The organism is Variovorax beijingensis, assembly GCF_007828835.1.
GTDB classification, from domain to species: domain Bacteria; phylum Pseudomonadota; class Gammaproteobacteria; order Burkholderiales; family Burkholderiaceae_C; genus Variovorax; species Variovorax beijingensis_A.
Genome location: NZ_VIVL01000008.1, coordinates 1 through 21,147 on the forward strand (window position 1 = coordinate 1; position 21,147 = coordinate 21,147).

Consider the following 21,147-nt stretch of genomic DNA (forward strand, 5'->3'; position numbering starts at 1 on the left):
CCCTGGAACATCGAGCTCGTCGAACCGTAGACCTCTGCGCGCGCATCGATTCCGGCGCCGCGCGCAAGGGCGTGGTTTATTGAGCGCTTACGAACCAATTGCTCGCGTCCAACGTCGTCGCGGCGAGCCATCCGCACAGCATCACGACCAAGGTGCACGAGTAGTCGTTCAGCGGCTTGTCCTTGTCTTGGGCAAAGACAATCAGCGCGGCTCCTACGACTCCCACGCATTGCCACAGGCCAGTGATGTGCCGACCCAGGTGGGTAGAGGTCTGCCGGTATGTCTCCAGCAGGAAGTCCTCGCGCTTGTCATCGCAGCGACCCGTCGCTGAAGGGGTGTTTGGCGTCTGATTTGTCATTCGTATTGGCGCGGTAGAGGCGATGGAAACGGCTAGGCGATCTCTAGACCTTCGTGTACCCCATCGTCAGGATGGAGTGCCCGTTGCTGAAGACATCGAACACAAACTCGTGTTGACGGCCTTCCACATCCCTCAGTGCGTACGTGAATGCACCCAATGGTCCGCCGCGCGCGTGCCGAGCGTTGGCTTTCACGATCGTGAACAGTTGGGGAGCCTGGATGTGGCCGAACCTTTGCTCGAACGGCGTCGAAACCGCCAAGTGTTTTACTGACGCCTCCCGCAAGGAACCCGGCTCGCAGATCATGAAGAAGGTCGGTCGGCCCGAGTGCTCTGCAATCCGCCATCCCGCGGATGAAATGCTGTTGCCCGAGTCGTTCGCCAGATTCATCGCCAAAGACATGAGCGGATCCTTGCCGCTGAGATAGTCGTTGATGTAATAGCCTGGGAACAGAATCAAGCCTGCGCCGAGATTGGCTTCTGCCTCGATCATCGCTTCGCAGGAGGGCAACAGCGTCACTTCGGCATCGCCGTACATGAAGTCCTTGTGCCAGTCGAGCAAGTCGTGAGTGATCTCGTGTGCCTCTGCCCACCGCTTCTTGATGTCGTGCAAGTCATCGTCGATGAGGATCCTCTTGGCATCGGGAAGCAGCAGCGCCTTGAGATCCATCTGTTTGACGGCCTCGACCAGGCGCCAAGGTTCCGTGATGACCTTCCCGGCAATGCGCATCTTGTGCGCTAGGCGGTCCATGAAGTCGGGGTTTCCGACGGAATAGTAGCGCACGTCCAGTTTTTGGACTGCCCGGACTTGCGCAAGGCTGATCGGCGGCTTGGGTCGACCCAGGTCCGCTAGCAATCGGTCGACCCGGACTGCAATTGCCTTCGATTCTTCAACTGGTACAAGTGGTCCCTTCATCCTCAGCCCTCATTTCGTTGTTGTCTATCCGTCCCAGTTCAGTCTTCGGACATGAACTTTATGAAATCCTGGACAAGATCTTGACTGTTTTCGTCCAACGTACTCATCCCCTTGGAAAGAGTCGCGTACCTCACCATGACGGCATCGTTTTGCGCGTCTTTGACGCTGCCAAAGCCAGCTATGGTTGCGAGCTTCCCTCGCGACAGGCGCAGAGCCTTTGACACACCAGCGACAACGCGTAGTGACGGCTGAACTGCTGCGTCAAGCAGCTTTGTAACGTCGTCTTCAGACAGTCCCGATCGGTCTGCCAACGTCTTCCTATCCAGCCTCTCTTGTGCACAGGCAGCCTTCACCACGACAGCCATCGCGCGGGCAGGCGTGGGTTGAGCGGCAGTGTGTTCAGCTCGAGCCACTCGAGCTTCGAACGCGGTCAGGTCACCAGTGCCAGCAAGAGGTACTTCGGTCCCAACGGGCTCTAGATGTCGCTCTAGCCAGCTACGCGGGATTTTCTTCATCATCATCTCCTTCCAACGGGTAGAACGCCTCGGCCGCAGCCTCCTCGAGTTCGAAGTACTCGAGGTTTTCCTTCTTCGGGTCGCGGCCGAGGCTGACCATCCCGATCTTCTTTTCATACCAAAGTGCCGCGTCGTCCAGCGCGTGCAACCCGACCCGCCCCTTAAAACCGAGGTCTCGGCTGATATCGACCGCCTGTCGCATCAAGATCTTTCCAACCAACTGATACCGCGGCGGGGTCAGAACCCCAGGCAGGTTCCACGGCGCAGTGGCGATGAGATCGAGGTAGATCCCCGGCTTCCCCTTGTGACTCTCCGCGCGGCAGGCATGCTCGTAGGTACTCAAGTGCATCAGGCCTTCGACCCAGACGCGTTGCCCGTCGGTGCCGGGGTTAATCGTCCGCGTCACCGCGTAGACCTCTTCACGAAGAGACCGGCTGGCCTGGACGGCTATGAAGCCCCACGGCCAGTGCGCATACGTGAATGGCAGTGTCACCCCGAGTTCACGGTCGACATTGATGGCGGCCACGCCCTCCATCCATCCACGCCACTGCTCTTCCGCGCGCAGCACGAGTTGCGTGTCGGGTTGCCGCCACAACGTCCCCGGCTCCCAGACCTTGCGGGCGTTGTCCCAGAGTTCGATGTCTTCGCTTTCGGTCACAGCACCACCACTTCCTTCTTTTCTTTGCTTTTCTCGTCTTCAAAGAAGAGCTTCTCTCCCGCCTTGGTACGCGAATCCAGCAACTGATAAAGCCGCAACGCCTGGCGGAGGAGCGCGGTCTTGGTGATGTCCTTCTCCGCGGCCAACTGCTCGAGCACGGTCATCTCGGCGTCCGTCAGGTTAAGCGTCATCGTCTTCTTGGCTGGCGTCATCTCAGTTTTCCTTTGACTCGGTACCGAAATTATACGCTTTTTAGCTAAAAATAATTCACTAGCCACTTGCGTCAACTTCATTTAATAGCTACTCTACAGCTACTTTTTAGCCACGGAGCAGCCATGACAGCGATTGACCACAAACCCAGCCACCCCATCGAGATCGTCATCGACGAGGTGACCTACTTCATTGAAGACCGCGAACTGACCGGCGCACAACTGAGGGCTGTCCCCAAGCCGGATGTCTCGGCCAACCGCGACTTGTTCCTCGAGACGCCCGGCCCTCGTGATGACGTCCTGATCGAGCCCGGCAAGACCTACCGCGTGCACCGCGGTAGCCGCTTCTACACGGCGCCCTCCACCATCAACCCGGGAGCCGAGTGATGCTGCGCGCGCAAGATCAAGCGTTCCTGCGCGAGCGAGGGCTGGACTGGGAATTGGTCCCAGCTCAGGGCCAGTCTTGCCTGGTCGTGAAGAGCTTTTGCGTAACAGGGGGCGGCTTCACGCCGGACCGCACAGACCTGATGGTCCGCATCCCGAACGGCTATCCCATGACTCCGTTGGACATGTGGTACTGCGCCCCCCCTATCCGCTTGCAAGCCACGGGGCAGTACGCCCCCGCATCGGACTACGTTGAAAGCCACTGCGGGCGCAACTGGCAACGCTTCTCTCGGCATCTGAACCAGACGCCCTGGCAGCCGGGTGTCGACAGCCTGCGTTCGTTCTTCGTCCACATTCAACGAGAGCTCCAAGGGGCCGGAAAGGAGACCGCATGCGATCCAGCCTAGTTTTCAGCGATGCCACTGCGCGAAGCCTGCACGAGGCTTTACAGGCGGCCCCATTCGTCGAGCGTGCGGCGTTCTTGCTGTGCACGGAGGTGCGTACCGACAGATCCTGCAAGCTCATAGTCAACCAGGTCGTGTCGGTGCGTCCGGAGGATTACCTGCGCCAGCACACAGCGGGCATGTCCCTGGCCAGTCCGGCGTACACGTCGGCGGCTAAGATTGCCCGAGACGCAGGCAGTTCGATCATCTTTGTGCACTCACATCCGTCCGGGGCTCTCTACTTTTCAGACCAGGACGACCGCGAGGAACCAAAGCTGATTGAATTCTTCAAGGCCCGGGTACCTGGGCGGACCCACGGTGCGCTTGTAGTGTGCGATGGGTGCATGGTGGGCCGGATCTACATGCCTGAGCCAGCGGCTCTAGACGTCATCGCTGAGTGGGGGGCGCAGTGGAAGGTCCATGCAGGCGCGAGCGTCGCCAAGCAAGATATCTTCGACAGGTCGATCCGTGCCATCGGACGCGACGGTCAGGCCTTGCTTGGGCAGCTTGTGATCGGCGTCGTCGGCGCCGGCGGCACCGGTTCAGCTGCCGCGCAGGTGTTGGCAAGGCTCGGTGTGGGAACACTTCGCCTGTTCGATGATGACAAGTTGGAGGACACGAACGTTCCGCGAGTATTGGGCGCAACGATGGGCCAGGTTGGGCAGGCCAAGGTACGTGTGCTTGAAGAGCATCTGCGATCCATCGGCCTGGGGACCATCGTCGACGCGGTTGAGGGCAGCATCTGTCGACAGGACGTGGCCGCCATGCTGCGCGATTGCGATGTGATCTTCAGCTGCGTCGACAAAGAGATGCCGCGTAGCATCCTCATGGCACACCATCTGCACTACCTGACACCGGTGATTGATCTGGGTGTCAAGATCGAGGCGTCGCAGCAGTCCATCAAGGAGGTGTGGGGCCGAATTACCACCATGACTCCCGGAAGCCCATGCTTGTTCTGCCGAGGGCGAATCAGCGCTGAAGGCCTACGCTTGGAAGCGATGCGACTCGACGAACGTTCGGCTCAGGTTCGACAAGGCTATGCACCTGAGCTTGACGAACCTGCACCAGCTGTCGTCGCCTACACATCGGCAGTTGCGTCGATGGCGGCAGCCGAATTTCTCGCACGCCTGTTCCTGCCCGGGGCTCGAAAATCTCTGGGGGACGAGTCGCTCATGCGCCTCGACCTTGGCACCGTGCGGTCAAACTCGGGCACGAGGCGAGCGAACTGCATCTGCGCCAACGACGTGTCGTTCGCCGCGGGTGACGTATTGCCGCATCTCGGCCTCTCCTGGGGATGAGAAATGGAACCTGAGAAAGAATATGTGTGGTTCGACCACCTCCCCGCCCGCTCCCCCTGGAGCAGTCTATGGTATGGCTTCTACAAGTGCGAGTGCGCTGCCCTTCGCTCCAGTGAGCCAGCGTGTCCGGTGTGTGACCGCACGAGCCCGTGCGAACCTACCGACCCAAGCCGGCCCGGAGATCCTCCAACATACGTCGTCCCCGGTGCAGAGGGTCGCTATGAGGACTACGTCTATCTGGAGTTGATCGAGCGGGAGTGGAAACGTCCGGCGCTGAACGTGGAGGTCCTTCCCCAACCGCACGTAGCGGGCAGGCACATGGCCGACAAGGTTGGCATCGTTCTGCTCTTCTGGACCTACTTCGAGTCCCGCATCGACCGTCTCATCAACTTGGGGCTTTCCTATCGTCCTGCGGAAGAAGCCGAGAACCTTCGCATTCGCTACCGCTCCGTGGGCGCAAGGATGGACCGGCTGTACAAGATCTTGTTCAACACAACTTACAACGCCGATCTGACCGATGCTGGCTACGCGCCCATCGCGTCTCTCCTGCAGGAAATTCAAACCAGAAGGAATGCCTTCGCCCATGGGGACCCTGTCGCCATCGACGACTCGCTGGTCGAACGGCTGGTGACCGCACTGCGCACCGAACACCTCTCCTGGATCGCTGCCTACAACCGCCGCCTGAGCGTTTTACGCCCTCGCACGGCCGTCGAGCGAGTCGTCTGACATGAAGTGGATCACGCATGCGCTTATCGCCATCGGTCGCTGGCTTCGTTCGCTAGGCCGCGCACCAAGGGAGCGACGCTTCCGCTTGCAAGTCTTTGAAGAACGTGCCCGTGCTGTTGCTTCAGGTCGGAGCAACGAAGTAGTCGCGCTCTTTCGGAGTGGCGGAACGAACAAGTGGTGCTTTTTTGTGTGCCCTTGCGGTTGCGGGCAGCAGGTCGCTCTCAACTTGATGACGAGCCACCATCCGTCATGGCGAGTGGTTTCCGACGAGCAAGGGCCATCGATCTTTCCGTCGGTGGACTCGACAACGTGCGGCGCCCACTTCTTAGTCCGAGATGGTCACGTCATCTGGTGCTAGGAGGCTGGCAGCTTAGGCGAGGCGATGAAGCCCGAAAGTGGAGAACACATGCGCGAACTATTGCAGTGAGATGATAGGCATGTGTCAGGTACTTGGCAGATGCGTTGGGACCGACAAGGCGTCACTCGTGCGGCTGCGCTTAAGGAATTCCCGGTCGCGCGAGATGAAGGTATCAAGCATGTGTGGAATCAGCGCGGCTGCATCAACCTGTTCGCCATGTGCTTGGCTATGCACTTTCGCGTACTGCTCAAGTCGCTTCTTCAAGTCGGCAGGGAGAGTTACTGTGAGCTTGGTGGTCTCGGCCTTCGGCAAAGGACCAAGCCGCAGCTTGTTCGTGCTCATTGCGAAGCTCCGCGCTGAAAAAACAGCGGCTGGTACGGCCGCAAGATGAGGTCCTTGCTCACCATCACCCGCACCGGAAACCCCGGCCGGATCGTCAACGTCGGCTGAATACTCGCGTTGCGCTTGGTGATCTCCTGCCCGACCTGATTCACCGTATCCTGCGCTCCCTCACGCACGGCGATCACTAGGCGATTGCCGTCCTGATCGGTCTGGCTCTGCGGTGCCGCCAGCTCGGCCCCTACACCGAGCAGCGTCGACAGCGCTGCACCAGCCAGGATGCGATCCCAGTGCCAGTCGACACCGTCCTCCAGCCCGGCGTAACCGGCCGGATCGATCCCCGGCAACCGGTCCAGCGCCACCGACGACGTGTCTGGCAGAATCAGCCGCATCCACACCAGCAGCACGCGCCGCTGCCCGAACGCCACCTGGCTGTCGTAGCGCCCGATCAGCCGCGAACCCTGCGGAATCAGCAGATGGCGCCCCGAGGCCGTGTCATAGACCGCCTCGGTCACGCTGGCGATCACCTGTCCCGGCAGGTCGGAGTTGATGCCCGTCACCAGCGCCGCCGGGATGATGGTCCCCGCCACTACCTGGTAGGGCGAAGCCGGAAGCTGCAGGCCGCCCGGATTGCGCGTGGTCGTGTCACCGGCATTCGCAAGAAACGCTTCCTTGCGGTCTTGGCGGTTCTGCGCCGCCACAGGGTCGGCCGGCGAAGCCACGGCTGGGCTCATCGCGCCCAAGGGATTGAACGGCTGCTGACCCGCCCTCGGTCCAGACACATCGGCGGCAGTTGCGGTCATGGCGTTCTCGGCAACAGTCCTCCGCATCGGAGCGGCACCGTCACCGCTGCGCCGGAAGAACACCGAGGACCGCGCCGCCTCCTCGGCCGCCAACCGCTCGGCCTGCGCCGGATCGACGCCATGGCCCGCCCTCGCCTCCATCGGCTGCTGTGCCTTCGCCATGGCCGCCCCGAGATCTCCCGGCAGCGGCGGCCCCAGCACCGGTGGCGCCGGCTTCGACGCGGGCGGCATCCCGGCATAGTCCTTCGGCAACTGGTCCAGTCCGTCCGCCCGGGCCACGCGCTCGACGTTGTACAACTCGGCGGCCGGGTCACGCTCGCGCTTCTGAGACTGCAGTGACCACATCGTGCCGCCCAGCACGGCCGCGGCCAGGGTGCCGGCGCCGACCGCCAGCATGCGGCGGTTGAGCCGCACGACCGGCCGCGGTTGCGCGCGCAGGGCCACCGTCTCCGGCGCCACCTTGGGCGATTGGGGCGGCGAACTGTCTTCCACACTCATGACCCGTCGCTCCGCGCACCCTGAACGCTGCCGATCGCGCCATCCGTGCGCTCGATGCGCACGACCTCGGCCTTGCCGCCCTTGAAGCCGCCCAGCCGCAGTTCCGCCGCACCGAACAACCGATCTACCACGTAGTACGGCGAACGGAAACGGTAGTTCACGAGCTGCCCATCGCCCTGCGGCCCAATCACGAACAGCGGCGGCAGCTCGCCCTGCGCGATGCTGCCCGGGAACTGGATGTAGACCTTCTGCCCGTCATCGAAGGCGCGCAGCGGCTTCCAGGACGGCGCATCGCCGCTGATCGCATAACGGAACCGGATCTGCTGCACCGACAGGCCCGACTCCACCGGCGCCGCGGCCTGCGCCTCCCTCGCCTGTTTCTGCAGCGCCAACATCCGGTCCTTCGGATAGTCCCAGGACACCGACGCCATCCAGGCCTGCGGCGTCGAAGACAGTTCCAGCAGGTAGGCGCGCCGGTTCGTCGTGATGACCAGGTTCGTCTTCAGGCCCACACGCGTGGGTTTCGCCAGCACGTTGACCCGCTGGTTCGCACCACTGCCGCTGAGCGTATCCCCCACGATCCAGCGCACCGTGTCGCCGGCCGAGACCGCCACCAGTTCCTCGCCCTCCTGCAGCGCGATGACGGTCACGCGACCCGGGCTCGTGTAGACCTGATACAGCGCGCCTTCGGCATAGGGCCACACCTGGATCGCGTTGACGTAGCCCTCGCGCGTCGGCACGATGCGGGCCTCTTCGTTGGCTCGCGAGACCCGCACTTTCTCGTCGACGGGCTCGGGCGTCGGCTTCGCTTCCTTCTCGCTCGACAGCGCCTTCATCTGCCCGGGCAGCGGCAAGGGCTTGGGCACCTCCACCACCTCGACGGGCGGGGTCGGTTCCGGCAATGGCTGCGCGGCGACGGCCACCGGCTCATCCAGCGAGATTGCCGGCGGCGGCCTGCCCTGCGTGGCGCAGCCGACAAGGACAGCCGCCCCAATCAGGATCGGAGCAAATGCGTGTTTACGGAAATCCGTCTTCATGGCTTGGTTCCTTTCGTTGCAGCGTCCGTCGCATCGAGCTCGCGGCTCCAGGACAGGCCGTGGACGTAGATGCCCAACGGGTTCTTGCGCAGCCGCTCCTCGGTGCGCGGCGCCTGCAGCACGATCGCGAGCACCGCGGTCCAGCGTTCCAGCCCGGCCGCTTCGCCGTTGACATAGCGCCGCTCCGTCCAGCGCACCTGGAACGACGAATCGCTCGCGCGCACCACGCTGTTGATCTGAACGGCAATCGACTCCTGCCCGATGCGCGAGAACGGATCGTTGGCACGCGCGTGGTCGTTCAGCGTCGCGGCGCCGCGGTCGGTCGTGTAGTCGTAGGCCTCGAGCCAGTTCTGCCGCACCACGATCGGATCGATCGACAGGGATCGCACGTCGGTGACGAAGCGCGCCAGGTGGTGTGCGATCTGTGCGTCGCTGGGCTTGTACGGCGTCGCGGCCTCGCCGACCGCGCGCACCTGCCCCGCGCTGTCCACCTCGACGACATAGGGCGTCACGATGGACTGTGCCGACCGCCACACCAGCCCTCCGGCCATCACCAAGGCCAGCGAGAGGCAGCCAAAGGCCATGACCCGCCAGTTCTTCGCCTGCACGCGCGCGCTGCCGATGCGCTGGTCCCAGGCCTGCGCCGCGGCTTGATAGGGGGTGACGGACTCGGGCGTGTCCGAGTACCGCACCTGGGGTCGCTTGAATCGCATGGATGGTTCTCCTCAGGAAGGCGGATCAGGCATTGGAGTCGTCGCGCAGACTCGGACCGGTGCCGCTGCCGCCGTGGTCGCCCGAGCGCAGGACATGCGCCGTCGTCGAGGCCGCATGGCTCAGTTGCTGCTTGCGGCGCATCTGCCGGGCCCACGCAGGCTCGGGGGGTGGTGCGCCGGCCTCGTCCGCACTGGCAGATGCCGCATTCCCCGCGGCGGCGGGCGCCACGGCATCGGACACGAAGTTCGCCATGCGGTCCTTGACCGCCTTGGCGCCGGACGCGACGCGCTGGCCAACGGCCCCGGCGCCGCTTTTCGCGACATGGGCAAGGCCGGCCCCGGCCGCCCGGACGCCGCCACCGCCGGACGCCGCGGCGCCGGCCTGGTAGGCCGACCTCGCGCCGCTTGCCAGGCCATTGGCCGATCGCGCAGCCGCAGCGCCGCCCCCGATGGCCGCACGCGCCGCGCCGGGCGCCATGCGTGCCCCCGCGGCCACGGCAGAACCCGCGCTCGCCACGGCCGCGCCACCGGCGACGGCCAGGCCCGCCGCACCCAGGGCCGTTCCCGCCGCCGCGCCGGCACCGAGCTGCGGCGCGCCCGACACAAGTCCGGTCGCGATCCCCGGCCCAAAGATCCCCAGGCCCAGCATCGCAAGCGCCGCCAGCATGACGGTCAGCGCATGGTCGATGGAGGGATCGGCCCCGGGAGGTGTGCGGAACTCTGCGAAGAGGCCGGTGCCGATCCCCACGATCACGGCCAGCACCAGCACCTTGATGCCGGCGGACACCACGTTGCCCAGCACCTTCTCGGCCAGGAACGCAGTCTTGTTCCACAGCGCGAAGGGAACCAGCACGAAGCCCGCCAGCGTCGTCAGCTTGAACTCAATCAAGGTGACGAAGAGCTGCACCGCGAGCACGAAGAAGCTCACGATCAACACCAGCCAGGCCAGGAACAGCACGGCGATGGTGTCCAGATGAGCGAAGGTTTCGGGGAAGCCCGTCATCTCGCTGATCTGTTCCATGATCGGCCGGCCCGCATCGATGCCGACCTGCGCCAGCCGGCCGGGCTGCAGGAACTGCGCCTGTGTCAGGCTGGAGCCCGACGCCACCAGACCGAGCCCCGCGAACGAACGGAACAGGACCCCGGCCAGCTGGTTGAAATTGCCGATGATGAAAGCAAAGGCCCCCACGTAGAGCACCTTCCGGACCAACCTTGCGATCACGTCGTCGCCCTGCCCCGCCGCATGGCTCATGGCCCAGAACAGCCCGGCCAGCGTCATGTCGATCACGACCAGCGTGGCCGTGAGGAACGCCACCTCGCCGTGCAGCAGGCCGAAGCCCGAATCGATGTAGCGCGAGAAGACATCGAGGAAGCGATCGATGACCGCGACATCGTCCATGGCGTCAGTCCTTGGCGTCCGCGCCGGCCGGCGGTGAGGCAGGAGCTGCCGGCGGCGGGACCGGCTCGCTCGCGTAAGGCGATTGACCGCCCCTCATGAAGCGCTGGCGCGTGGCCTCGGCCACCGCATGGCACTGCGCGTCGCCCATCCTCGCATGGTCGGCCTTGCACTGCGCGCGCAGTTCCTTGAGGCGCTCGGGATTCGCGACCAGGGATTCGACGGACTCGATCGAGGACCGGGAAGGTTCTGACTTGCCGCAGCCGGCGAGCACCAGGACCACAGCGGCAGTGACGAGGAGGAGAAGGTTCTTCATAGCTGCCCCTCAGTGGCCGTAGAAATTCACGCTGTAGGGCGTGTACGGCGTGCCGCTGCCCATGAAGCGCCGGCGCACCTCGCGCGCGCGCTCCTGCACCGCCACCTGCCTCGCCTGCTCCAGGGCCATTGCGCGGTCCTGCGTGATCTGCAGCTGCTGCGCCTGGATCGCCTGGCGCGACTGCAGCGCCAGCAACTGGTTGGTCGCCTGCATCGCCTGCAGGGCCCCGGTGGCCGACTGGCTGCGATTCACAAGATCCGTGAGCGCCTTCTCGTCCGACGCGAAGTTCTGCATGGCCCGCGACTGCACCTGTGTGGCGGTGCGCAGTGCTTCCAGCGAGTTGCGCCAGCGTTGACGCGCATCGCCGGCCATCTGGGCACCGGACAGCGCCGCCGAAAAGGACTCGGGGTACAGCCGCTTGAACTCCTCTTCCATGCGCGAGACGTTGAAGGCCAGCCCCTGTGCCTGCTGGATCAGCTGGTTCGTGGCCGCCAGGGTCGACTTGAGCTCGGACAGCGCGCTGAAGTCCAGGCTCGTGAGGTTCCTCGCCTGGTTGCTCAGCATCTGCGCCTCGTTCTGCAACTGCTCGACCTGATTGTTGATCTGCTCCAGCGCGCGGGCAGCCGTCAGCATGTTCTGGATGAAGTTGGAAGCATCGAACACGGTGTCGCCGACGCCGAAGAGCGCATGCGCCGGCGGGGCCACACCGAAAGCGATCGCGCCGGCCGCGACCAGCGCGGCGATCCGGGGTTTGAGTGAAGATTGGAGGTTCATGGCAACGGCTCCTGCGGGGTTGAGGAAGGGGATAGGGATGCAGATGAAAACGAAGGGATGAGGTCGGCGGCCCAACCCAAACCACGGTGGCGCAGCCAGGCTGCCGCGAAGACCGAAGGCATTCGCGTGAACGGCGACTGCAACACCGAGGCCTGCGCGCGGTCGAGCGCGCGCTGATCCTCGGGCGAGGCCGCACCCGCGAAGGCCAGCGCCACCGGCCCGAGCCCGAGCTCGAAGACCCGATTGCCCAGGCGCGACTGGTAGTAGTAGTCACGCTTGGGCTGCGCCGTGGCGACGATGTCGATCTGCCGGCCGTTGAGCCCGAAGCCCTCATAGATCACGCGGATCTGCGGTTCGGTGGCCTGCGGGTTGGGCAGGAAGATCCGGCTCGCGCAGCTCTCCACAATGGCCGGCGCGATGCTGGAGTTCTGGATGTCGGCCAGGCTCTGCGTGGCGAAGATGACCGAGACGTTCTTCTTGCGCAGCGTCTTGAGCCACTGCCGGATGCGCGCCGCGAACACCGGGTCGTCGAGAAACAGCCAGGCCTCGTCCAAGATCAGGAGCGTCGGCGCGCCGTCGAAGCGTTCGTCGAAGCGCGCGAAGAGGTAGCCGAGCACAGCCAGCACGGCCGCCTTGCTGTGCATCAGCTCCTCCATCTCGAAACACTGGACGGAGGAGGTCCCCAGCCGATCCCGGTCCGCGTCCAGCAGCCGCCCGTGCGCACCGCCAAGCACGTAGGGCGCCAGCGCCTGGCGCAGGGCGTTCGACTGCAGCAACACCGCCAGGCCCGTCATCGTGCGCTGCTCGGGCGGCGCGCTGGCGAGGCTGGCCAGCGCGGACCACACCATCTCCCGCTCGGCCGGCCCGACCTCGAGGCCCTCCTGCCGAAGCCGTCCCTCCACCCACTCCGCCGCCCAGGTGCGGTATCTGTCCTGGTCGATGCGCGCCAGTGGCTGAAAAGCGATCTCTCCATCGGTACCGAGGTCGTAGTGCTCGCCGCCGAGCCCGAGGACCGTGGCGCGCATCGAGCGCCCCATGTCGAAGGCCAGGATGCGCGAGCCGGCATAGCGGCGGAACTGCAGCGCCAGTGTGGCGAGCAGCACCGACTTGCCCATGCCGGTCGGCCCGACCACCAGCGTGTGGCCGACGTCGCCGATGTGCGTGACCAGCCGGAACGGTGTCGCGCCATCGGTGCGCGTGACGATCAGCGGTGGCCCGTCGAGGTGCGCATTGCGCTCGGGGCCTGCCCACACGGCTGACACCGGCAACATGTGCGCGAGGTTCAAGGTCGAGATGATGGGCTGGCGCACATTCGCGTACGCATGGCCCGGGATCGACGACAGCCAGGCCTCGACCGCATTGAGTGTTTCAGGGATCGTGACGAAGCCCCGGCCCTGGATCGTGCGCTCGACCGCACGCAGCTTCTCGTCGGCCGCCGTTGCGTCGGCATCGAGCACCGTCACGGTGGCGGTCACGTAGCCGAAAGCCACCTGGTCGCTGCCGAGCTCCTGCAGCGCCGCGTCGGCATCCGCCGCCTTGTTCGAAGCGTCGGAGTCGACCAGAGGGCTCTCCTGCTGGAAGATCGTCTCGCGCAGCAAGGCTACGATGTTCTTGCGCTTGGCGAACCACTGGCGGCGCAGGCGCACGAGCTCCTTCTCCGCCTCGGCTTTGTCCAGGCACAGGAAGCGCGTGCTCCAGCGGTAGGCGAAGCCCAGGCGGTTGAGGTCGTCGAGCAGGCCCGGCCAGGTCGAGGTGGGAAAGCCGCGCACTGACAGCACGCGCAGATGCCGGCCCCCGAGCATCGGCGCCAGCCCGCCCGTCAGCGGCTCGTCGGCCAGCAGCGCATCGAGGTGCATCGCGACCTCGGGCACTGCGACCGCATGCCGACGCGTGGACACGCAGCCGTGCAGGTGGGTCAGCGTTTGGGCATCGTCAAGCCAGCCTATCTCGGGCATCACGTCTTCGAGCAGGCCGAGGAAGCGCTCTGTCTCGGAGACGAAAGCTTCCAGCCGTCCTCTCCAGTCCGACCCATTCGAGGCATCCGATCCCGACTTTTCTTTCGTCCCGGCGTTCTCGTAGAGCAGGCCCGTGGCGCGTGCCTTCGACTCCTCGGGCGGCAGGCACAGCAGCGTCAGGTGGTAGCGGCTCTCGAAGTGGCTGGCGTCCTCCTCGAAGGCCGCGCGGCGCTCCTCGTCGACCAGCCAGGAGAGCGCCTCGGGGAACGAAGACTCGGGATAGCCTGCCGCTTCGCGCCGCTCGGCCTCCACGAACAGCGCCCAACCCGAGCCGAGCCGCCGTAGCGCGTTGTTCAAACGCGCCGAGGTGGCGACGAACTCGCCCTGCGTGGCGCTGTCCAGGTCCGGCCCGCGAAACCGCGCCGTGCGCTGGAACGATCCATCCTTGTTGAGCACGACCCCGGGCGCAACCAGGCCGGCCCAGGGCAGCCAGTCGGCCAGCAGCGCCGGCCGCTTTCGGTATTCGGCGAGATTCAGCATCGCGTCTCCCCTTCCCGCCTTACGCGTCCAGCAGCGGACGCTGCTTGATGTGCCGCGCAAAGACCTGCATGAACTGCGGATCCAGCCTCGCACCCCAGACAGCCAGCGCGTGGCCGACGATCCAGAGCGCGACGCCGGGCAGCCAGAGCTGCAGTCCCAGTCCCACGGCAGCGGCCAGCGTGCCGTTGGCGATCGCCACGGTACGCGGCGCGCCGCCCAGCAGGATCGGCTCTGTGAGGGACCGGTGCAGCGGGATCTCGAAGCCTGGCGCGACGCCCGGCGAGAAGACAGTCGGCGCGTTCATGCCAGCACCGCCCCGCCCGAGAAGCTGAAGAAGGTCAGGAAAAAACTGGACGCAGCGAACGCGATTGACAGGCCGAACACGATCTGGATCAGCTTGCGAAGGCCCCCACTGGTGTCGCCAAAAGCCAGTGTCAGGCCCGTCACGATGATGATGATCACCGCGACGATCTTGGCCACCGGCCCCTGGATCGAGTCGAGGATCGACTGCAGCGGTGCTTCCCAGGGCATGTTCGAGCCTGCAGCCCGCGCGGGCAGCGCGACGGCCAGTAAGAGCGCTGCCGCAGCAGCCGCGTGCAGAAGCGGCTTTATGGAACTGCGTGGAATCGTCATGACGGTTCTCCAGAAGACGAAGGGATGGAAGGAGCAGAGAGGGACGAAGAGAGCAACGGGAAGCCGGGCACCGCCGAGGTATCGAACTGGTAGCCTTCGCTGTCATGGCCGACGACACGCGCGATTTCGCGCACCCGCCGGGCACGGCCGCGCCCGGCGATGAAGACGATGACGTGGACCGCCTCGGCAATCAGGGCGCGCGGCACCGTCACGGAGACCTCCTGCACCAGTTGCTCCAGCCGCGTGAGGGCGCCCTGCGCGGAGCCGGCATGCACGGTGGCGATCCCGCCCGGATGCCCGGTGCCCCAGGCCTTGAGCAGGTCCAGCGCCTCGGCGCCGCGCACCTCGCCGACCACGATGCGGTCGGGCCGCAGCCGCAAGGTGGCGCGCACCAGGTCGGCCATGGTGGTCACGCCCGGTTCGCTGCGCATGCTCACGTGGTCGTCGGAGCGGCATTGCAGCTCCACCGTGTCCTCGAGGATCAGCACCCGATCTCGGGTGTCGGCGATCTCGTCGAGCAACGCGTTCGCGAGCGTCGTCTTGCCCGTGCTGGTGCCGCCGGCCACCACGATGTTCAGGCGGTCGCGCACCGCCCGCCGCAGGAACGCGGCTTGCGCTTCGGTCAGGATGCCGTCGGCCACGTAGTGCGCGAGGGTCATGATGCGCAGCGCCCGCTTGCGGATCGCGAAGGACGGCGCCCGCACCACCGGCGGCAATACGCCCAGGAAACGCTCGCCGGTCTCGGGCAGCTCGGCCGAGAGGATCGGCATACCGGCATGCACCTCGGCGCGCACGTGCGCGGCGACGAGCCGGATGATGCGTTCGGCCACGGGCGGCGGCAGCGCCGCGTCGGTCGGCGCGCGGCCGCTGCCGAGCCGGTCCACCCACAGCGAACCATCGGGGTTGAGCAGCACCTCCACAACCTCCGGATCGGCGAGGGCCGCTGCGATTTCTGGCCCCATGGCGGTGCGCAACATGCGGATGCGCCGGGCCACCGCGTTGTCCACGACGCCTGGCGACGAGCCGGAAGAACGATCAGACGGCTGGACCATCAGCGGCCTCCTCCGGCTCCTGCCCTGCGTGCATTGGCGCCGCTTCAGGCTCGATCTCCTCATGGACCTCGCGTACCAGACTGCGCCCGCGCTGCAGGTGCCGCCCGAGCTGCTCGATGAACTGCACATAGCGGGCCCGCCCCTGCGCGCGTGCGGCTTCCTGCTGGCCCTCGGGCACCGGGATCGAGACGGTGAGGAAGTAGCGGACATAGAGCGCGACCGTTTCGATCAGGATGTTCTGGTCGCGCTCCAGCCGGTCGAACTGGCGCGAGAGCCGGTCCAGGCGTTTGGCGATCGCTGCCTCGCGCTGGTCGCCGCCATCGGGCGACAGGAACGACGCCAGCGCCGCGGCGATCACGGCAGATTTCGAGACACCCTTGTGCACCGCCAGACGATCCAGCCGTTTGGCGTGCTCCGGCTCGATGAAGATGTTGAGGCGAGCCCGGCTCATAGGGCGATCCCGTCGTCAGGGTCCAGCGCGGCGAGGCGCGCAGTGCGCGTGAGCTGACGACCCACGTCCCGCGGCCCCAGCGGTACGTCGTCCTCGTCATAGAGCACCAGCAGGCTGTCGTCCTCCGGCAGCGCCGGCGTGTCGCGCACGACTTCCAGCTCGGGCTTGAGCTGGTAGCCGCCCTCGTCGGCAAAGCCACCCGCATCGACTGACGACAAAGACTCAGGAGCGATCAGCGGCGCCAGTCCGCTCCAGTCGTCGGGCCGTGTCGCAGGACGATCCCCGTAGAAGCCCGCAGCCAGCGCCGGTGGTGGCAGCACACGCCGCGTGAAGTTGCGGTCCTGGTAGTAGCGCAGCTTCCTAGCCTTGATCGGCGGATGGCCGGAGACCATCACCACCGCGTCGTCGGGTGGCAGCTGCATCACTTCGCCCGGCGTCAGCAGCGGCCGCGCCGTCTCCTGGCGCGAAACCATCAGGTGGCCCAGCCACGGCGCGAGCCGGTGCCCCGCGTAGTTGCGCTGCGCGCGCAACTCGGTGGCCGTCCCCAGCGCCTCCGAGATGCGCTTGGCCGTGCGCTCGTCGTTGGTGCCGAACGCAATGCGCACATGGCAGTTGTCAAGAATCGCGTGATTCGGGCCATAGGCCTTGTCGATCTGGTTCAGGGACTGCGCGATCAGGAAGGCACGCAGGTCGTAGCCGGCCATGAACGCCAGCGCAGATTCGAAGAAGTCCAGTCGGCCCAGCGCCGGGAACTCGTCGAGCATCAGCAGCAGCTTGTGGAGCCGTGCGATGCCATCGGACCCGTCGAGCGATTCGGTGAGGCGCCGGCCGATCTGGTTGAGGATCAGGCGGATCAGCGGCTTGGTGCGGCTGATGTCCGAGGGCGGGACGACCAGGTACAGCGAGACCGGGTGTTTCGCCGAGATCAGGTCGGCGATGCGCCAGTCGCAGCGCGAGGTGACTTCAGCCACCGTCGGGTCGCGATACAGCCCCAGGAAGGACATGGCCGTGGACAGCACCCCGGAGCGCTCGTTGTCGCTCTTGTTGAGCACCTCACGGGCAGCCGAAGCAACGACCGGATGGATGTCCTCACCCAGGTGCCGCGTCGTCATCATCCGGTGCAGCGTGACCTCGAAGGGGCATGCGGGATCGGAAAGGAAGTTCGCCACCCCACGCAGCGTCTTGTCCTCACCCGCGTAGAGCACATGCAGGATCGCCCCGACCAACAGCGCATGGCTGGTCTTCTCCCAGTGGTTACGCCGCTCGAGTGCGCCCTCAGGATCGACCAGGATGTCCGCGATGTTCTGCACGTCGCGCACCTCGTGCGCGCCGCGGCGCACTTCGAGCAGCGGGTTGTAGGCAGCCGAGCGCGCCTCGATCGGATTGAACAGCAGGCAGTGCGAGAAGCGAGCGCGCCAGCCAGCCGTGAGATTCCAGTTCTCGCCCTTGATGTCGTGGATCACGGCCGAGCCGGGCCAGGACAGCAGCGTGGGCACCACGAGCCCGACGCCCTTGCCGGAGCGCGTGGGCGCGAACGCCATCACATGCTCTGGGCCCTCATGACGCAGATAGGCGCCGCTCTTGTCCGAAGTCTTGCCGAGGAACACACCTGCCGGCTTCGTCAGTCCGACCTTGTCGATCTCCTCACGCTCGGCCCAGCGCGCGGAACCGTAAGTTGTGACGCGCTTGGCCATCCGCGCGCGCCATACGGCCATCGCAATGGCTGCGCCCGTCGCCGACATCCCGCTCAATGCGGCTATGACCCCACCACGCTTGAACACCTGGGGCGCATAGGTCTCGTAGAAGTACCACCACGCGAACAGCTTCCACGGCTCGTAGACTGGCACGCCGGAAACCTCGAACCACCAGGGCCCGAGCCTCGATTGGTAACCCAGCGCGTGCGCCGTCCACTGCGTGGCCGCCCACACCCCGCCCAAGGCGGCGCCGAGCACCACGAATATCTGTCCGAACAGGATGCCGGTCGCTGCTGTCGGCATAGGGCGCCACCTCCCAGGCGTATGAGTTCCAGCACATGTGTGCCGCTGCGGCACGCAGGCATGAGTCTGGAATCAAGCCGCCGGGCGGCACACCCATGGGGGCGTGGCGTGGCGTACGTTGGCGTGGGACTGGCTTGCGACTCCTTCTTCTGCTGAGTGCATGAGCCTTCAGGCTGTCATGACGGGAGCATTCCACGGGCAGCTCGACAACTCCATGGCTGTTGGAGCGAGGCAGTTCGCCTTGCAATCCCGCACCGTAACGTTCAGTTCAAAGCTGTGGCGTGGGTAAGAAACCGTTGCAGCGATTCGGGCAGGCCATTGCGCCGGTGCTTGTGCAGCACGTAGGTTGTGAAGTGCACCGGTTCGGCGAGCGGCACGACCACGACGTCCGTACGTCGCAGTGCCCGCATGTGGTCAGCATCTGCAACCCCAACCCCCAGACCTGCCGCCACACGGGTCAGATAGCCAGTCAGTGTGCGAGCCTCCCCGACGATTGTCGGAGCTACAGAATATCGCCGACGTACTGCCTTCATCTGCTGACATAGTCCTGGATGGTAGGAAGCACTGCAGGCGATGGCGGGGAAGGATGACAACTCGGCAAGGGAAACCACCTCGCGGCAGGCGAGCTCATGTGCTCTTGGAAGCAACGCCACGATGGGGCTCATCCAGGCCACATGTTGCGCGATGGCTTCACTATCTGGCAGGCCGAAGGAGAACCCTGCATCCATCTCCTCGCTGCGCAGCGCGGCCAAGAGTTCTGCCGGGCGCATTTCCGTCAGCTCCACTGGGATATCGGGGACAAGTTCCCGCCAGCGGGTCAGGCATTCGGCCAGCCTGGGCTGCACCGTGCTGTCGTCCGCGCCGATGCGCAAGGGCTCGCGATAGCGTGCATCGGTTTCGCGTATGACGCGTTTAATGCGCTCCAGACGCAAGAAAAGTCCTCGCGCATGATCAAGCAATTTGGCACCTGCGGGAGTGAGCTCGAGTCTGCGGGGCTTTCGAATTAAAAGAGCCACGCCCATTCGGTCTTCCAGGTCACGGACGGTTCGCGACAGTGGAGTCTGGTCGATATGGACTCGCTCGGCGGCGCGACGGAAGCTCAGTTCCTCTGCAACGGCCATGAAATGGCGAAGGTGGCGCAGTTCGATCATCTGCGCGCCAGCAATGAGGCAAGACAGAACTCGGTCACGGGCGGCCATGGTGCCGATGTCGGAGCGAGCCGCTTCGAACTTTCGAGTTGCGGTGCCATCTCAATCAACCGATCAAGCCATCCTAGTCGCGATCTTGGCCGAGATTCGCGAAACGCGCGGGGTCACGGCGCTTGAGTCGACCTGCCGCCAACCACCCGACAGACGCTGCGATCGGCAACAGACCGATCAAAGCGAGAGCACTCCTTTCGCTGGCGCCCGTCAAAATATGGAAGTTCGCAACCGCAAGCACCAGGACCACGCAAAGCCCCATTCCCGCCAACGCCGGCAGCAGCAGGATCCGGACCTTGCCATAACCGTGCGATGCGCGGCGAAAGAACCTAATCACCGAGATCGCGGTGGCGATCATCAGCAAGAGCACACAGACCGTGGCCAGGTTACTCAGCCACGAGAACATCGTCAGGACCGGATCTGCACGGGCCACGGCGAAGCCGATCACCACGGCGGCGCACAAGGCCGTCTGCAACAGCGAAGCAATATGCGGGCTCTTGTGCCTGGGATGTGTCCAACCGAGCCGTGGTGGCAGCAAGCGTTCACGTCCCATCGAGTAGAAATAGCGCGCGGTCGAGTTGTGAAATGCGATCAATCCTGCATAGATACTGACGATGAACATGCCGCGCAGGATCATGGTCAAGTGCGATCCCGCATAGGTATCTGACAAGGTGTACAGGAAATTCGTTGGGTCACCCAAGGCAGCAACCGTGGCAGCGACCTTGTCAGTGCCGGCACCCAGCACCAGGCACCACAGCGAGAACGAGTAGAAGCCGCCCACGAGCAACAGCGCGGCGTATGTGGCGATCGGGATGCTGCGTTTGGGATCCTTGGCTTCCTCGCTGTAGATGGTCGTCGCCTCGAAGCCTATGAAGGCCGCAAAGCAGAAGAGCAATCCGATGAACGGGTTTCCGCCAGCGATCACCTGCGGGGTGAAGGACTTGAAGTTGATACCGTCCGCCCCTCCCTGGCTGAGAATCAGCACATCAAGAATCAGCACCACCGCATATTCCGCAACGACGAAGCCGGCCAGCACCTTCGCGGAGAAGTCGATCTGGCGATAGCCGAAGTACGCTACCGTCGCCATGGCTGCCAGTGCGCAGGCCCACCATGGAACACTCAGCCCAAACTGGGCAAGCAAGGCCTCGGACGAGACAGCGCCCAGCAGGCCGTATAGCCCGAATTGCAGTGTGAGGTAGCCCAGGATCGCCACCATCGCCGCAGCGCCGCCGGCGCTTCCACCAAGGCCGCGGGCAACCATGGCATAGAAGCCCCCTGCACTCGTGACGCAAGTGGCCATCGCCGTGTAGCCCGCGGCGAACAGCAGCAGCAGCGCCAGCGCCACAACAACCAGCGCGGGCGTGCCGGCACCGTTGCCCAGCATGATCCCAAGTGGAAAGCCACCAGCGACAACGCTCAATGGGCTTGCCGCCGAGATCACCAGCAGTGTGATGAACCCCGCGCTGAGCGTTGAACGGCGCAGAGTGGTGGAGCGGACTGCGGCAGCCTCCTGTGGCCGCTCCAACAAGGTGTTCATAACTTCCATGTACTGTCTCCTGACTCGGCATGCGATGTTCGAAGC

At 65.0% G+C, this 21,147-nt stretch carries 24 protein-coding genes; 5 read left to right on the plus strand and 19 right to left on the minus strand.

Annotated features, from left to right (window positions below):
• Window positions 1-401 precede the first annotated feature (401 nt).
• The 4 genes from FB547_RS21595 to FB547_RS21610 are packed head-to-tail and all read right to left on the minus strand — an operon-like array spanning window position 402 to window position 2,656.
• Window positions 402-1,271, minus strand: coding sequence for an ImmA/IrrE family metallo-endopeptidase (locus tag FB547_RS21595; RefSeq protein WP_145745735.1), 870 nt, complete (start codon window positions 1,269-1,271; stop codon window positions 402-404).
• Between the two features lie 38 nt (window positions 1,272-1,309).
• On the minus strand, window positions 1,310-1,786 hold the full coding sequence (locus FB547_RS21600; RefSeq protein WP_145745736.1) for a hypothetical protein: 477 nt from the start codon (window positions 1,784-1,786) through the stop codon (window positions 1,310-1,312).
• Window positions 1,767-2,444 carry a hypothetical protein gene (locus tag FB547_RS21605; protein WP_145745737.1) on the minus strand — a complete coding sequence of 226 codons (678 nt, stop codon included), beginning with the start codon at window positions 2,442-2,444 and terminating at the stop codon, window positions 1,767-1,769. Before FB547_RS21605 ends, FB547_RS21600 begins: the two co-directional genes overlap by 20 nt.
• Window positions 2,441-2,656 carry a transcriptional regulator gene (locus FB547_RS21610; RefSeq protein ID WP_145745738.1) on the minus strand — a complete coding sequence of 72 codons (216 nt, stop codon included), beginning with the start codon at window positions 2,654-2,656 and terminating at the stop codon, window positions 2,441-2,443. The genes FB547_RS21605 and FB547_RS21610 overlap by 4 nt, the downstream gene beginning before the upstream one ends.
• A 123-nt stretch (window positions 2,657-2,779) precedes the next feature.
• Here FB547_RS21610 and FB547_RS21615 point away from each other — a divergent pair, with 123 nt between their 5' ends.
• The 5 genes from FB547_RS21615 to FB547_RS33875 all read left to right on the plus strand — a co-directional run bounded on the left by FB547_RS21615 (window position 2,780) and on the right by FB547_RS33875 (window position 5,862).
• Window positions 2,780-3,040: a multiubiquitin domain-containing protein gene (locus tag FB547_RS21615; protein ID WP_145745739.1), complete on the plus strand. Its 261-nt coding sequence runs from the start codon at window positions 2,780-2,782 to the stop codon at window positions 3,038-3,040.
• On the plus strand, window positions 3,040-3,444 hold the full coding sequence (locus FB547_RS21620; protein ID WP_145745740.1) for an E2/UBC family protein: 405 nt from the start codon (window positions 3,040-3,042) through the stop codon (window positions 3,442-3,444). The genes FB547_RS21615 and FB547_RS21620 overlap by 1 nt, the downstream gene beginning before the upstream one ends.
• Window positions 3,429-4,778, plus strand: coding sequence for a ThiF family adenylyltransferase (locus FB547_RS21625; protein ID WP_145745741.1), 1,350 nt, complete (start codon window positions 3,429-3,431; stop codon window positions 4,776-4,778). Before FB547_RS21620 ends, FB547_RS21625 begins: the two co-directional genes overlap by 16 nt.
• A 318-nt stretch (window positions 4,779-5,096) precedes the next feature.
• On the plus strand, window positions 5,097-5,504 hold the full coding sequence (locus tag FB547_RS21630) for a hypothetical protein (protein ID WP_145745742.1): 408 nt from the start codon (window positions 5,097-5,099) through the stop codon (window positions 5,502-5,504).
• 1 nt (window position 5,505) lies between these two features.
• Window positions 5,506-5,862 (plus strand): DUF6527 family protein, encoded by a 357-nt coding sequence (locus FB547_RS33875; RefSeq protein WP_222431248.1) that lies wholly within the window; start codon window positions 5,506-5,508, stop codon window positions 5,860-5,862.
• 84 nt (window positions 5,863-5,946) lie between these two features.
• On the opposite strand, the gene FB547_RS21635 is transcribed toward FB547_RS33875, so the two are convergent.
• From FB547_RS21635 to FB547_RS21705, 15 genes are all read right to left on the minus strand, one after another.
• On the minus strand, window positions 5,947-6,204 hold the full coding sequence (locus FB547_RS21635) for a DUF2274 domain-containing protein (RefSeq protein WP_145745743.1): 258 nt from the start codon (window positions 6,202-6,204) through the stop codon (window positions 5,947-5,949).
• Window positions 6,201-7,502, minus strand: a complete 1,302-nt coding sequence (locus FB547_RS21640) for a TrbI/VirB10 family protein (RefSeq protein ID WP_145745744.1) — start codon at window positions 7,500-7,502, stop codon at window positions 6,201-6,203. The genes FB547_RS21635 and FB547_RS21640 overlap by 4 nt, the downstream gene beginning before the upstream one ends.
• A complete protein-coding gene (gene trbG, locus FB547_RS21645) occupies window positions 7,499-8,539 on the minus strand; it encodes a P-type conjugative transfer protein TrbG (protein WP_145745745.1) in 1,041 nt (346 codons plus the stop codon). Before trbG ends, FB547_RS21640 begins: the two co-directional genes overlap by 4 nt.
• Window positions 8,536-9,252 carry a conjugal transfer protein TrbF gene (trbF, locus tag FB547_RS21650; protein ID WP_145745746.1) on the minus strand — a complete coding sequence of 239 codons (717 nt, stop codon included), beginning with the start codon at window positions 9,250-9,252 and terminating at the stop codon, window positions 8,536-8,538. Before trbF ends, trbG begins: the two co-directional genes overlap by 4 nt.
• Before the next feature lie 25 nt (window positions 9,253-9,277).
• Entirely contained in the window at window positions 9,278-10,651 is a 1,374-nt protein-coding gene (gene trbL, locus FB547_RS21655; protein ID WP_145745747.1) for a P-type conjugative transfer protein TrbL, read from the minus strand.
• Between the two features lie 4 nt (window positions 10,652-10,655).
• Window positions 10,656-10,964 carry an EexN family lipoprotein gene (locus FB547_RS21660; protein ID WP_145745748.1) on the minus strand — a complete coding sequence of 103 codons (309 nt, stop codon included), beginning with the start codon at window positions 10,962-10,964 and terminating at the stop codon, window positions 10,656-10,658.
• 9 nt (window positions 10,965-10,973) lie between these two features.
• Window positions 10,974-11,738 (minus strand): P-type conjugative transfer protein TrbJ, encoded by a 765-nt coding sequence (gene trbJ / locus FB547_RS21665; protein ID WP_145745749.1) that lies wholly within the window; start codon window positions 11,736-11,738, stop codon window positions 10,974-10,976.
• The gene (trbE, locus tag FB547_RS21670; protein WP_145745750.1) at window positions 11,735-14,233 is read right to left on the minus strand and encodes a conjugal transfer protein TrbE; all 2,499 of its coding nucleotides are present in this window, start codon (window positions 14,231-14,233) and stop codon (window positions 11,735-11,737) included. Before trbE ends, trbJ begins: the two co-directional genes overlap by 4 nt.
• Before the next feature lie 19 nt (window positions 14,234-14,252).
• Window positions 14,253-14,537 (minus strand): VirB3 family type IV secretion system protein, encoded by a 285-nt coding sequence (locus FB547_RS21675; RefSeq protein WP_145745751.1) that lies wholly within the window; start codon window positions 14,535-14,537, stop codon window positions 14,253-14,255.
• Window positions 14,534-14,866 carry a TrbC/VirB2 family protein gene (locus FB547_RS21680; protein ID WP_145745752.1) on the minus strand — a complete coding sequence of 111 codons (333 nt, stop codon included), beginning with the start codon at window positions 14,864-14,866 and terminating at the stop codon, window positions 14,534-14,536. The genes FB547_RS21675 and FB547_RS21680 overlap by 4 nt, the downstream gene beginning before the upstream one ends.
• Window positions 14,863-15,918 (minus strand): P-type conjugative transfer ATPase TrbB, encoded by a 1,056-nt coding sequence (gene trbB / locus FB547_RS21685; protein WP_410000808.1) that lies wholly within the window; start codon window positions 15,916-15,918, stop codon window positions 14,863-14,865. The genes FB547_RS21680 and trbB overlap by 4 nt, the downstream gene beginning before the upstream one ends.
• Window positions 15,902-16,369, minus strand: coding sequence for a CopG family transcriptional regulator (locus FB547_RS21690; RefSeq protein ID WP_145745753.1), 468 nt, complete (start codon window positions 16,367-16,369; stop codon window positions 15,902-15,904). The genes trbB and FB547_RS21690 overlap by 17 nt, the downstream gene beginning before the upstream one ends.
• Entirely contained in the window at window positions 16,366-18,366 is a 2,001-nt protein-coding gene (locus tag FB547_RS21695) for a conjugal transfer protein TraG (RefSeq protein ID WP_145745754.1), read from the minus strand. The genes FB547_RS21690 and FB547_RS21695 overlap by 4 nt, the downstream gene beginning before the upstream one ends.
• A 263-nt stretch (window positions 18,367-18,629) precedes the next feature.
• Window positions 18,630-19,565 (minus strand): LysR family transcriptional regulator, encoded by a 936-nt coding sequence (locus FB547_RS21700; RefSeq protein WP_261380351.1) that lies wholly within the window; start codon window positions 19,563-19,565, stop codon window positions 18,630-18,632.
• A gap of 73 nt (window positions 19,566-19,638) precedes the next feature.
• On the minus strand, window positions 19,639-21,102 hold the full coding sequence (locus FB547_RS21705; RefSeq protein ID WP_145745982.1) for an APC family permease: 1,464 nt from the start codon (window positions 21,100-21,102) through the stop codon (window positions 19,639-19,641).
• Window positions 21,103-21,147 lie beyond the last annotated feature (45 nt).